At 70.8% G+C, this 12758-nt stretch carries 8 protein-coding genes; 1 reads left to right on the forward strand and 7 read right to left on the reverse strand.

Annotated features, from left to right (window positions below):
- Positions 1 to 55 precede the first annotated feature (55 nt).
- Positions 56 to 1279 (forward strand): bifunctional folylpolyglutamate synthase/dihydrofolate synthase, encoded by a 1224-nt coding sequence (locus tag RIC54_RS04050; RefSeq protein ID WP_350098259.1) that lies wholly within the window; start codon positions 56 to 58, stop codon positions 1277 to 1279.
- A gap of 85 nt (positions 1280 to 1364) precedes the next feature.
- Here RIC54_RS04050 and trxA read toward each other — a convergent pair whose 3' ends face one another.
- The 7 genes from trxA to RIC54_RS04085 all read right to left on the reverse strand — a co-directional run bounded on the left by trxA (position 1365) and on the right by RIC54_RS04085 (position 12714).
- Entirely contained in the window at positions 1365 to 1685 is a 321-nt protein-coding gene (trxA, locus tag RIC54_RS04055; RefSeq protein WP_007678948.1) for a thioredoxin TrxA, read from the reverse strand.
- Between the two features lie 106 nt (positions 1686 to 1791).
- Positions 1792 to 5235, reverse strand: coding sequence for a double-strand break repair helicase AddA (gene addA / locus RIC54_RS04060; RefSeq protein ID WP_350150568.1), 3444 nt, complete (start codon positions 5233 to 5235; stop codon positions 1792 to 1794).
- Positions 5236 to 5304: 69 nt separating this feature from the next.
- Positions 5305 to 8322, reverse strand: a complete 3018-nt coding sequence (gene addB / locus RIC54_RS04065; protein ID WP_350098261.1) for a double-strand break repair protein AddB — start codon at positions 8320 to 8322, stop codon at positions 5305 to 5307.
- 5 nt (positions 8323 to 8327) lie between these two features.
- Positions 8328 to 9092, reverse strand: a complete 765-nt coding sequence (locus tag RIC54_RS04070; RefSeq protein ID WP_350098262.1) for a nucleotidyltransferase family protein — start codon at positions 9090 to 9092, stop codon at positions 8328 to 8330.
- Between the two features lie 37 nt (positions 9093 to 9129).
- Entirely contained in the window at positions 9130 to 10212 is a 1083-nt protein-coding gene (locus RIC54_RS04075) for an aminoglycoside phosphotransferase family protein (RefSeq protein WP_350098263.1), read from the reverse strand.
- A complete protein-coding gene (tsaE, locus tag RIC54_RS04080) occupies positions 10205 to 10672 on the reverse strand; it encodes a tRNA (adenosine(37)-N6)-threonylcarbamoyltransferase complex ATPase subunit type 1 TsaE (RefSeq protein WP_350098264.1) in 468 nt (155 codons plus the stop codon). Before tsaE ends, RIC54_RS04075 begins: the two co-directional genes overlap by 8 nt.
- On the reverse strand, positions 10669 to 12714 hold the full coding sequence (locus RIC54_RS04085; protein ID WP_350098265.1) for a sensor histidine kinase: 2046 nt from the start codon (positions 12712 to 12714) through the stop codon (positions 10669 to 10671). The genes tsaE and RIC54_RS04085 overlap by 4 nt, the downstream gene beginning before the upstream one ends.
- Positions 12715 to 12758: the final 44 nt, after the last annotated feature.

A 12758-nucleotide genomic window follows, 5' to 3' on the forward strand; every position in this document is an offset into this window, starting at 1 on the left:
CCTGGAGCGCCTGCTGCGCCTCCATCCCAAGGCGATCGACCTGTCGCTCGGCCGGATGGAAGGCATCCTGGCAGCACTGGGTCACCCCGAACGGGCCCTGCCGCCGGTGATCCATGTCGCCGGCACCAACGGCAAGGGCTCCACGGTCGCCAACCTGCGCTCGATCCTGGAAGCCGCCGGGCACCGGGTCCACACCTACACCTCGCCGCACCTGGTCCGCTTCAACGAGCGAATCGTGCTGGCCGGGCACGAGATCGACGACCCGGCGTTCGCCGCGATCCTGGAGGAATGCGAGCAGGTCAACGCCGGCAAGCCGATCACCCTGTTCGAGATCACCACGGCGGCGGCGTTCCTGGCCTACGCTCGCACCCCGGCCGATGCGCTGGTCCTTGAGGTTGGCCTCGGCGGGCGGTTCGATGCCACCAACGTGATCGACCGTCCGCTCGCCACCGCGATCTCGCCGGTGTCGATGGACCACCTGCAGTATCTGGGCGACACGCTGGAGAAGATCGCGTTCGAGAAGGCCGGCATCCTGAAGCCCGGCGTGCCGGGGATCATCGGCCCGCAGGATCCGCGCGGGCTGGCCGTGATCGAGGCCCGCGCGGCCGAGATCGGTGCGCCGCTGCATCGCTGGGGCCATGAGTTCACCGCCCGGATGGAAGGCGACCGGCTGGTGTTCGAGATGGCAGGCGTCCGCGAAATCCTGCCGCGCCCGGCGCTGCCCGGCGCCCACCAGGTCGGCAACGCCGCCATTTCGCTCGCCGTGGCCCGGGTGATCGAAGGCCACCTCGCCAACGCGCCGGTCGATCGCGCCCACGGACTGGAACGCACCCGCTGGCCGGCACGGCTGCAGCGACTGACTCGCGGCCCGCTGGTCAACCGGTTGCGCCCGGATTGGACGCTTTGGCTGGATGGCGGCCACAACGAGGATGCCGGCCGGGTGATCGCCGAGCACATCGCCGGCTGGCGCCGCGCCGAACCGGACGCGCCTGTCCATCTGATCCTCGGCATGCTGAACACCAAGGACCCGCGCGGCTATCTGCGGCACTTCAAGGGGCTGGTCGCCAGCCTCGCGACCGTGACGATCCCGGGCGAACCGGCCTCGCTGTCGGCTGAGGACGCGGCGGCGGCGGCCCGCGACGTCGGTATTCCGGTGTCGGTCGCGGCCAGCGTCGCCGAAGGCGTGGCGCGGGCTGCCGCCGATCCGAACGAACGCGGGCATGTCCTGGTCGCCGGCTCGCTTTACCTCGCCGGCAAGGTGCTCGCCGACCACGGGTAACGGGCGGGAGCGCGTTGCGCCATCCGGAAACAAAGCGGCCTCGCCGAAGCGAGGCCGTGAGCGTCGCACACACGCTTTTGGGAGGTTAGATCGACGATTCGATCCAGGCTTTGAGGTCGCCCTTCGGAAGCGCGCCGATCTTCATGGCGGCCACTTGGCCGTCCTTGAACAGCATCAAGGTCGGAATTCCTCGAACCCCGTAAGCTGCCGGGGTCTTTGGATTGTCGTCGATGTTGACCTTGGCCACGGTGACCTTGTCGCCAAGTTCGTTGGCGATCTCCTCCAGGGCTGGAGCGATCATCTTGCAGGGTCCGCACCATTCCGCCCAGAAGTCGACGACCACTGGCTTTTCGGACTTCAGTACGTCGTCGTCGAAGGAGCCGTCGGAAACCGGGACCGTCACCATCGAGTTATCCTCTCCAAGGATGCGTTGGGGGCGAATCTAGGAACGCAGGGGTGGGGGGTCAAGCTTCACCGCACGTCGACCCAGACCGACGCCCGGAACTCCGGGGCTAAAGCTCCATCAGCCGCGGGCCATCGGTCCACACCAGCGCACAGCGAATCGCATGCATCGGATAAAGGCCGGCAAGCAGAGTCCGGTAGGTGCCGAGCTGGCGTCGGTATGCTTCCGGTACGGCATCGACGGTCAACGGCGCCGGCCGGTTGGTCTTGAAGTCGACCACCAGCACCTCGTCATCGGTCACCGCCAGCCGGTCGATCCGCCCGGACACCACCACCGGGCCATCGGCGCCCTCGACCACGCCGACAATCGGAACCTCGGCCCGCGAGCCGGCAACGAACGCGGCGGCGAAGGCTGGATCGTCCAGCACCGCCATGGCCTCGGCGAGCCAAGCTTGGGCGGTAAGCGGGTCCAGCCCGTGAACCGGGCGCTGCAGGAAACGCAGGCCGGCGTCGGCGCGGCGTTCCGCCGCGATCTCCGGTAGGGTCTGCAGCAGCCGGTGCAGGATCAGGCCACGCTTGAAGCGCCGGCCGTCATCGGGGTCGAGCGGCGAGCGAACCGGCGGCTCCTCTCCGGCCGGGCGCGACGGCGCCAGCGGGACCGGCGGGCTCGGCTCGGGCTGCAGGGGCGGGCGTAACGCCCATTCGGGCAGGGTCGCCGCCTGCTGTGCGGTTTCGGGTGCGGGCGACGGCGCGGGCGCCGTCTGAGGGGTCTCCAACACCAGCATCGGCGGACCATCGGGGTCGTCCGGCACCGGTTGCTGCCCGGCGAACGGCGCCAGGCCGTTGCGGATCAGCTCGTACCAGTTGCCGGCGGTCCCGGCGCGCCGCTGCTGCCAGCCGCAGACCACCAGCCGGTCCTCGGCCCGGGTCATCGCCACGTACAGCAGACGCCGATATTCCTGGTCCTGCCGGCGCTTGGCCTCGGTCCGCGCCAGCGCAGATACCCGGTCGGCGGCCTTGCTCGACGCGGTCCACAGCGGGATCTCCGAACCGCCATCGGTCCCGTGCCACAGCCACTGATCCTGCAACCGGGGCACCCGCAGGGTATCCGGCAGGATCACGATCGGCGCCTGCAGGCCCTTCGCCCCGTGGACGGTCATGACGCGGACAGTGTCGCCGGCGCCTTCCAGCTCGCGCTTCACCTCGAAGTCGCCGACCACCAGCCAATGCAGAAAACCCTGCAGCGACGGCGTGCTTTCGCGCTCATAGACCAGGGTCTGGGCTAGGAACTCGTCGATGGCGTCCTCGGCCTCGAAACCAAGCCGGTGAATCAGTTGCTCACGCCCGCCGCGCGCCAGCACCCGTTGGTAGAAGTCATGCGGCGGCACCCGGTCGGCGAGGCGCAGCCAGGAGCGCACGCGCTCGTAGGCCTGCTGGTAGACCCCGCCCTCGACGGCCCGCCGCCGCAGCTCGCGCCACACCCGCTTCTCCCGCCGGCCCTGGCAGAGGCGATACAGTTGGTCTTCGTTCAACCCGACCAGCGGCCCCTTCAGCACGGTGGCGAGCGTCAGATCGTCCTCCGGCAACAGCACCGCCTGACCGATCGCCACCAGGTCCATCACCGCCATCTGGTCGGTCAGCATCAGCCGATCGACGCCGGCCACCGGAACCTCGGCCTTCTTCAGGGCAGCCACCAGCTCGTGGACGAACGGGCCGCGGCGCTGCACCAGCACCATGACGTCGCCCGGTCGGATCGGCCGGCCCCGCGCCGGAAGCGGTTCCTTGGTTGCAATCCAGTCCCTGATGCGTGCGGCAATCCGTGCCGCCAGCCGAGCCCGCGGTTCGTCGGTCGACCGCCGCTCGATCGGCGGCGCCCATATCTCGCCGGCCTCTTCATCCTGCGGCTCGACCAGCGGCCAGACCTCGACCCGGCCGGCATGGCCGGCCCGCACCGCGCTGTGCACGATCGGAACCGGTCCACCGGCGGATTGCACCTCGGCAACGCCGTCCTGCGCCTCCGGCTGGGCGAACACCGCATCGACCGCCCGAAGGACGGCGTCGGTCGACCGGAACGACTGTTCCAGCGGGACCCGGCGGAACAGCTTCTCGGCCTCCGCCACGCGCGTGGCGAAATGCCCGCGGGCGATGCCGAAGCCGGCCGGATCGGCGCCCTGGAAGCTGTAGATCGACTGCTTGACGTCGCCGACCGCGAAGATCGAGCGTTCCACCGTCGGGTGGCGGGCATCGTGGGCACCGGCGCCGGCGAAGAACTCCTCCGCCAGGGCCCGCACGATGTCCCATTGCGCGGGGCTTGTGTCCTGGGCCTCGTCGATCAGAATGTGGTCGAGCCCGCCGTCCAGCTTGAACAGCACCCAGGCCGCCACTCCCGGCCGGTGCAGCAGCGTCCGCGCCCGCTCCACCAGATCCTCGTAATCCAGTTCGGCACCCCGGTCCTTGGCGGCCTCATAGGCCCCGATCACCGACGCCGCCAATGTGACCAGGGCGATTGTCCGCTCGGCGGTGGCGCGCCCGCGACGCGCCTCCTCGACAAGGCACAGGCGCCCGGCCTCGGTCAGCAGCGTGTCGGCGGCGGCGGCGTCGAACGCCAGCGCTGCCTTGGTCGCCAGCGTCTTGCGCGGCTGCCCCTCCGCGGTCAGGAACACCCCGCGATAGGCCTCCCACGCGGCCGCGCGGCGGTCCGCTCCACCCAGCGCCAGCCAGTCCGCCAGGGTGCCGCTCCGTTCGACATCGGTCTTCGAGCCGTGGCCCAGCGCCTCGCAGGCCCGGCGCAGGCCCGCCGCGTCGAGCGCGGTGTCCGCGCAGGCGGCCCGCAGCAGGTCCAGGTCGCTCGACCCCGGCTCGACACCGAGACACGCGTGGATCGCCGCCGCCAGCCCGGCAAGCCCACCGGCGGTCTCGAGCGCTCCCGTCAGCCGGGTCCGCGCACCCAGGGCGGCGCGCATCAGGTCGCGGAATTGCTCCTGGCTGGCCCGCTCGGTGACGATGGACAGCGCGGCCGCGAGATCGGCATCGGCCGCCGAACGGGCGCGGGCCAGCATCGAAGCTTCCGCCTCGGCCAGCAGGGCGGCGCTCGCCCGGTCGTCGGCCAGCCGGAAGTTCGGCGGCACCCCGGCCTCCAGCGGAAACCGGCCCAGCAGCGACTGGGCGAAGGCGTGGATGGTCTGGATCTTCAGCCCGCCGGGCGCGTCCAGCACCTCGGCGAACAGCCGCCGGGCCTTGGCCAGCCGCGCCTGGGCCGGCGTGACGCCTGACAGCCGCGCCAGATCCTCGACCAGCGACGGCTCGTCCACGACGGTCCAGGCCGCCAGCCGGGACTGCAGCCGGGTCGCCATCTCCGCCGCCGCCGCCTTGGTATAGGTCAGGCACAACAGCCGCTCCGGCGACGCGCCGTCGAGCAGCAGGTTCAGCAGCCGGTCGGTCAGCACCTTGGTCTTGCCGGAGCCGGCCGACGCCGCCACCCACACCGAGGCCGCCGGATCGGCCGCCAGCCGCTGGCGCTCGTTGGCGGCGGCGAGGACGCTGGCGGCTGTCACGACCGCCCTCCATCCGAAATCGGCGCACTGTCACCGACAGTCGACCAGTTCGATATCGAAACGACCATTTCAGCCATCCTCGTCGCCCGCCGCCCACTCACCGATCCGGGCAAGATGGGCGTAGTCATTGAAGCGCGGCTTGCGGCCGGCGTCCGGGACCGAGTGATAGGGAGTGTCCTTGTCATCGAAGGTCGCGATCAGGGTGCGCAGCCCGGCCTCGGCCTCGGCGACCAGCTCGGCGACACCCGACTCCACTGCGTCGATCGCCCCCGGCGGATCGCCGCCCCCGACCCGCCAGTAGGCCAGCGACGACACCGGGGCGACCGGCAGGTCCGGGAACCCGCCCCCGGCCAGGATCAGCGCCTCCAGCGGCAGCTGCGGTGCCGCGCCGTTCTTCAGGTCGTTCTTCGACGGGTAGCCGCCGGTCTTGTAGTCGACGATCGCGTAGGTACCGTCGCCCAGCCGGTCGATCCGGTCGGCGATGCCGGTCAGCGTGAAGTCGCCGGCCGGGCCCGGGAGCGTCAGCCGGCCCCTCTGTTCGGTGACGGTGGCCGACAGGCTGCGTCGGCGGTCGCGCTCGACCTCGACGAACCAGGCGGCCACCCGCTCGAAGCGCGGCCACCAGAACGCCCACACGCCCGGCCGGTCCAGATGGTCGGCGAAACTCGCCCGCCCGCATTCGAGCAGCCGCTGCAGCGGGTCCGGCGGCAGGTCGCGCGGATGGGCGGCGACGAACGCATCGAGCGCGTCGTGGATCGCGTTGCCGCGCTCGGCGGCGTTCGGATCGGAATCCAGATCGTCCAGCGCCTGCAGATCCAGGATCCGCGAGGCGTAGATCGAGTAGGGATCGCGCAGCCAGGTGTCGATCCGGGTAACCGACAGGGTGCGCGGCCGGACATGAACCGGCGGGCACGGCAGTGGCGCCTTGCCCGGATCGACCCGTGCCGGACGGTCGAGCCGTCCGTGCCACGCCACCGGCGCCGGGTCCGGCCGGAACGCCACCTCGGCTCCCAGGGCGCGCGCCACGGTTTCCAGGCGCAGCAGCCAGCGCGACGGGACCGTCGGGGTGCCTTCGACCCGGGTCGCGCGGGTCAGCACCACCTCCGGCGCGCCAAATGCCATGGACACGTCGTGAGCGGCGAGACCGATCCGCCGTTCCGGCGCGGGCAGGCCGAAGTCCCGCCGCATCGGACGGCTCATCCATGGGTCGGGCGCGGGATCGGCCGGCCAGGTGCCCTCGTTCAACCCTCCGAGGATCACCCGATCGAATCGCTGCAGGCGGGCTTCCAGGGCCCCGAGAATGTGCAGGCGCGGATGCGCCCCCCAGCGCGGGCGGACCACCCGGCCTTCCAGCAGCGCCTCGAACAATCCCGGCCACGCGCGGCCCGGAAGCGGCTCCAGCACGCCAAGGGCGTCGCGCATCTCATCGAACAGTCGCGCCAGGGCTTCCCCGGCGTCACCGCGCCACAGCCGGTCGGCGCCGCTCTGCTGATCGCTCTGCGCCAGCGCCTCGGCGGCGCGCGCATGGGCGTCGGCCAGTTCGGTCGCGGCGACCGCCGGCCGGTCCAGCAGGTCGAGCAACGGACCGAGACGCCCGGCCAGATCGTCGATCCAGGCCAGTAGCCCGGCGCGCGTGTCGGCGTGCTTGTCCTCCAGGGCCTCGATCGCCCGCCGCAGCCCGGTGAATCCCGGCGCCGGACGCGGTCCGCGCAGCACCAGGCGCTCCAGGCGCCGCACCATCCGACGGAAGCCATCCGGCGTCTGCCCGCCGGCGGCCAGGGGGTGCTTCAGCGCGGCCAGCAGCCGAACAGGTGCGGCCTGCTCGGCCGCCAGGTCGCCGATCAGGCGCAGGAACGCCGCCGGCACGCTTTCGGCCAGCGGGCGACCGGCTGAATCGTCGACCGTCAGGTCCCAGCGCTCCAGCTCGCTGGCGACCCGCCGCGCCAGGCCACGGTCCGGCGTCACCAGGGCGGCGGTGCGGCCAGGGGTCTCCAGCACCTCGCGCATCAGCATGGCGATCGCGCCAGCCTCCTCGCGCGGGCTGGGTGCCTCCAGCCGCCGGATGCCGTCGAACGCGCCGGTCGCACGCGCAGCATGCTCCGTCGGAGTCGTCGCCAGCGTCCGCCAGGCCTCGGTGGTCGCGGCCGGGCGCATCGCCTCGCGCAGCATGCGGGCCCGCGCGGCGGTGGCCGGCGCGAAGGTCGTCGCACCCGGCCAGAGGCCGACATCGTCTCGCGGAACCCCAAGCCCGACCAGCAGCCGGTGCAACCCATGCTGGGGATGCGCGGCGTCGGCACCCACGCTCGCCCAGACACCATCGTCGGAATCCTGGTCCAGGCCGGGAAGCACCAGCATGCCCCGCGGCAGGCCGAGCACCGCCGTCATCAGGCCGGCGGTCGCCGGCACCGACCCGGTCGAGCCGGCGATGATCACCGGATCGGGCGGTGGTGCGGCCAGCCAGGCCGTCGCACGGGCGTGCATCAGGGCGTCGCGGCGCACCACCGGATCGACCGCGCCCTGTTCCTCCAGCCATTTCGGCCAGAGCTCGGTGACGATGGTCAGGAACCGCAAGGTGAGGCCCCAATGCTCGGCATATTCCGAAGGCACCAGCCCGGCGAGCGCCTCGAACGCCAGCCCCTCGGCCTGGACCTGGTCGATCAGTCCGGCCAAGGCGGCCGCCAGCCGGGCCGCCTGCTCCGGCGACCGTGGGGCTGCGACCCCGTCGGCCTCAAGCCGGTCGGCGTAGGCCAGAACCAGGCGGGCCAGCAGAAGCTGGCGGCGCAGCGCCGGGATTGCCGGGGGAAGGTCGAGCGCCGCCGCGACACCGGCATCGTCGCCATGCGCCAAGTCAAGCTCCTGCTCGTCGACGTCGGCGATCGCCTGCAGGGCCGGCAGCAGCATCGGCCGGCCGACGCCGAGCCGCAGGAAAGCCTCGGCGGCGGAACGCACCGCGCGCTGGGTCGGCAGCAGCACCGTCGCCCGTGCCAGCGCCAGGGGGTCTTTGCCGACCGCATCCCACAGGCCCAGGGCCAGCGCGTCCAGGAACGGCACGCCGACCGGTATCGAGTAGATGCGGCCCCCGTCCACGGCCCTCAGACGTAGGGTGTGTCCGGCACGTGGCCCTGGGAGAAGCGCCGGTTGGCCTCCTCCAGGTCGGCCGGTGTGGAGATGTGGTACCAGAGCCCGTCATGCACCGCGCCGAACAGGCGGCCAGCCTCCTCGGCCCTGTCGTAGATCCGGTTCAGCGAGAACGGACCGTCCGGGGTATCGGCGAAGATCCGCGGGTGCAAGATCGACACGCCCATGTAGGCGTAGGGCGCGACGTGGCTTTCCGGCTTGCGGGTCAACCGGCCGTCGGGATCCATCATGTAGTCGCCAAGCCCGTGCCAGCTCAGGACCCGGGCGAACGGGTAGAGCAGCAGCAGGACATCCATCTCGTCGCCGTTCCAGATCTCGGCGAAGCGGTGAAGGGAGTCCCGCAACCCGTCGAGCCAGAGACTGTCGCCGTTGATCACGAAGACCGGCTGTCCGTTGAAGTGCGGCAACGCGTTCCTGACCCCGCCGCCGGTCTCCAGGACCTCGTCCTCCCGGATCACCGTGACTTCCGGTTCGGCCCGGGTCGCCAGGTGGGATTCGATCTGGTCGGCCAGGTGATGGGCGTTGACGATCACGCGCGGCACCCCGGCGACGGTCAGCTTGTCCAGTATCCGGTCCAGGGTCGACCGGCCCGCCACCTCGATCAGCGGCTTCGGACAGGTATCGGTCAGCGGCGCCATGCGGGTGCCGTGACCGGCCGCCAGCACCATGGCGGTGTCGGGAACCCAGGATGAGCGTTTCTTCAGGCCTTGCAGGTGCATGTCGCGGTCGGCTCGGTCGGATGGGATGGCAACAGTATCACGTCGGGCGCCGAACCTCGGGCGCCGGCTGCACGCGGGCGTCAGCGGGGATATGGGCGTCGAGCCAAGCGCGGACGTCGTCCAGGCCGGCCAGGATAAGGTCGCGCTCGACATGCCGCCAGATCCGCGGGATGTGGTGCAGGTAGCGCGGATTGTCGTACAGCGCCGACTGCCGGCCGAAGATGCCGAAAACCTTGAGGCCGCGCTGGGCGCCGAAGCCGTAGTAGCTGCGGTCGAAAGCCATCGGATCGGCGATCGGCGTCGCCGCTCGGTAGCGGTCGAGCAGGGCGTCCTCCAGGCCGGGCGCCAGGTCGCGCCGGGAGTCCTGCAGCAGCGAGGCGAGGTCGTAGGTCACCGGCCCTTCGACGGCGTCCTGGAAGTCGAGCAACCCGCATGCGGCGATCCCCGGACGGCCCGGCAGCACCATCAGGTTGTCGACGTGAAAATCGCGCAGGACCAGTGTGTCCGGCGCGCCGCGCAGGACCGCAAGGCCGTCGCGCCACGCGGCCTCATAGCTCGCCCGTTCGGCCTGATCGAGCTCGCGCCCCAGCACCAGCGGGAAGTACCAGTCCAGCGGCAGCACGGCCTCGGCAATGAGCTTGTCGTCGGTATACGGCGGCACGTCGTAGCCGAGCGCACCGGTCCGGCGGTGCAGGTCGATCAGCAGGTCGGTGGCGCGGGCGTAGAGCATCACCTCCTCGGCGCCGCTTCCGAGCGCGCGGGTGTAGGTGATGTCGCCGAGATCCTCCAGCAGCAGGAAGCCGTCGGTGCGGTCTTCCGCCATGATTCGCGGTGCGCTGTAGCCGTAGCGGTGCAGTTGGGCGGCAACCGCCAGGAACGGCCGCACGTCCTCGCCCTTGTCCGGCGGCGCATCCATCAGCACCGCGCGCTCGCTTTTGCGGATCAGCCGGTCGTACGACCGGAACGAGGCGTCGCGCGCCAGCGGCTGGCGCTCGGCGTCGCCCCAGCCGGCGGACTCCAGGAATCGCCGCAACCGGGCCTCGCGCCCGTCGGTCCCCTGCGCTTTGGCATCCGTCGCTATTGCCGTCGTCACACCATCACCCTGTTTCGCGTCAGGCACCGGCCAGCTCGTCCATCCGCACGGCCCAGGCTCCAGAAGCCTTCAGCGTTACCCGCCGTGCGTCTTCCGCTTGTTCGCATATTTCGATGGCGAGTTCGAGGCGATCGGCCGGAAGCCAGGGGCCGAGCCGGTCCGGCCACTCCACCAGCATCACGGCTTCGGCAAAACCCTCGTCGATTCCCAGCTCCTGAAGCTCCTCCGGATCGCCAAGCCGGTACAGGTCGCAGTGCCAGACCGCGCCCCGCGGCCCATCATAGGGCTGGACCAGGGTGAAGGTCGGGCTTGGCACCTCGACCGCCGGATCAGCGACCCAGGCCCGCACGAACGCCCGGGCGAACGCGCTCTTGCCGGCGCCGAGCGGACCGGACAGCAGGACCGCTTCGCCCGGCCGGGCGAGTCCCGCGATCCGCCCGGCCAGCCGTTCGGTCGCCGCCAGGTCGGGCAGATCGACGACCGTCACGATGCGCCGGCGGTCCGTCGACCGGACCGCGGAATGCGGCAGATCACTTCAGTGCCGTGACCGGGCTCCGACAGCAGCTCCACGGTTCCGTGGTGCAGCTCGACCAGCGATTTGACGAGCGCCAACCCCAGTCCCGCACCCGCGTCGCGCCCGGCACGTTCGAACCGGTCGAACACCCGGCCCTGGTCCTCCAGGGCGATGCCAACGCCGGTGTCGGCCACCCGGAACAGAACCAGATCGCCATCTTCCTCCACCGTCACCAGCACGCGCCCGCCGTCGGGCGTGAATGCAAACGCGTTGGAAACGAGGTTGTACAGCGCCTGGGTCAGCCGGCGCTCGTCCACCATGATCGGGGCAACCGTGCCGTCGACCCTCACCGAAAAATCGATCCGGCGGGCCCGCGCCCGTTCTCGGCCCAGGCCCTCGACCGCCTCGATCAGACGCAGCGGGTCGACCTCGATGCGTTCCAGTTCCAGGTACCCGGCCTCGATCGAAGCGAGGTCAAGGATGTCGTTGACCAACCGGACCAACCGGTTCGAGGACTGCAGAATCGCCCGGGCATACTCCTTCTGCCGGTCGTTCATCGGACCCGCGTATTCCTGCTCCAGGATCTCCGAGAAGCCGATGATGGCGTTCAGCGGGGTCCGCAACTCGTAGGAGACGTTCGCCAGGAACTCGCTCTTCAGGCGATCGGCCATTTCCAGGGCCTCGGTACGCTCCTGCAGGGCGCGCTGCACCGCCAGGGTGTCGGTCACGTCCCGGAAGCTCAGCAGGGAGGCGCCGTCCGGCAACGGGACGACGCCGTAGTCCAGCACCCGGCCGTCGCTCTGCTCGATCCGTCCGGAGCGCGGTACCCGCTCGGCCAGCCGGGCGACCCATTCCGCCTTCACGTCGGTCCAGCGATCCTCCTCGGAGAACTTCAGCCGCATCGCCTCCAGCACCAGCCCGACATGCGGCTCGTCGTCGCCGAAATCGCCCGGCAAACCCCACTGATTGCGGTACGTCGGGTTGATCAGCTTCAGCCTGCCATCGGCACCGAAGGCGGCGATCCCGTCGTACAGGTTGTCCAGCGTCTCCTGCTGGACCGCCGTCAGCGTGTTGTAGGACCGCTCCAGGGTCAGGCGGTCGGTGACGTCCTCGAACACCATGAGCAGGCCGCCGAACGGGTGCGAGGTCACCGCCATGCGCACCGTGGTGTCGTCCGGCAGGAACAGCAGTTCCTCGTGACTGCCGATCAGGGTCGTGAACAGGCGGTTGAAGTCGTCCCGCCAGGCCCGGAAGTCGGACTGCTCCGGGAGCCGTCGGTTCTCGCGTGCCCGCTCCAGCACTTCGGTCAGGGTGGGGTCACGCTCCAGCAGGTCGGCGTCCACCGACCACAGCCGGCCGAACGCGGTGTTGGCGAAGATCAGTCGCTTGTCGGGGCCGAAGATCGCGACCGCAGTGCGCAGGGTTTCCAGCACGTCGGCGTGGGCATCGACGTGGCGGGCGAGTTCCGACTGAAGCTGTTCGAGTGCCGTAAGGTCGCGGGCGGTACCGACCGTTCCGCCATCGGCGGCCGGGGTCTCGGTCACGTCGACCAGACGCCGGTCGCCGTGCACCACCATGTTGCGGCTCTCGCTCTGGGCACGGCCGACATGAATTGCCCGCTCGGCCAGAGGGCCGACTTTCTCCAGTTCCGGATACAGAGGCATGGCCGGCGCGTTGCCGTAGCCAAGGCTACCGTCGGGCTTGCGCCGCCACACCGGAACCGCCACGCCCTCCAGGATCGAGCGTTCGTGCTCCTGCAGCCGGGCCGGCAGCGCCCGCTCCAGTTCCTGCACCGCCGCGCGCTCGGCGGCCAGGGCACGTTCGGCGTCCACGGTCTTCTTGATCTGGAGGGCGTACAGCAACGCCAGCAGGACCGTGAAGCCGCCCAGCACCATCATGGTGACGACATCCGTGCCGCCCGGTACCGCGTCTGCCGCGCTCTGGGCAAACGCCGACGCCGGAGCGACCAACGTCGCCCCGGCCCCGAACCATGCCGTTTTCCGCCCGTGTTTCACGCGGCGAGCCTACGCGGCGACGCCGGAGCCGACAAGCGCGCCCG

The organism is Thalassobaculum sp. (assembly GCF_040219215.1).
GTDB lineage: Bacteria > Pseudomonadota > Alphaproteobacteria > Thalassobaculales > Thalassobaculaceae > Thalassobaculum_A.

Bases quoted from the DNA above. Each gene is read 5' to 3' on its own strand.
- RIC54_RS04050 (WP_350098259.1), top strand. From the start codon at position 56: ATGGAAGGCATCCTGGCAGCACTGGGTCACCCCGAACGGGCCCTGCCG.
- trxA (WP_007678948.1), bottom strand. From the start codon at position 1,685: ATGGTGACGGTCCCGGTTTCCGACGGCTCCTTCGACGACGACGTACTG.
- RIC54_RS04070 (WP_350098262.1), bottom strand. From the start codon at position 9,092: ATGCACCTGCAAGGCCTGAAGAAACGCTCATCCTGGGTTCCCGACACC.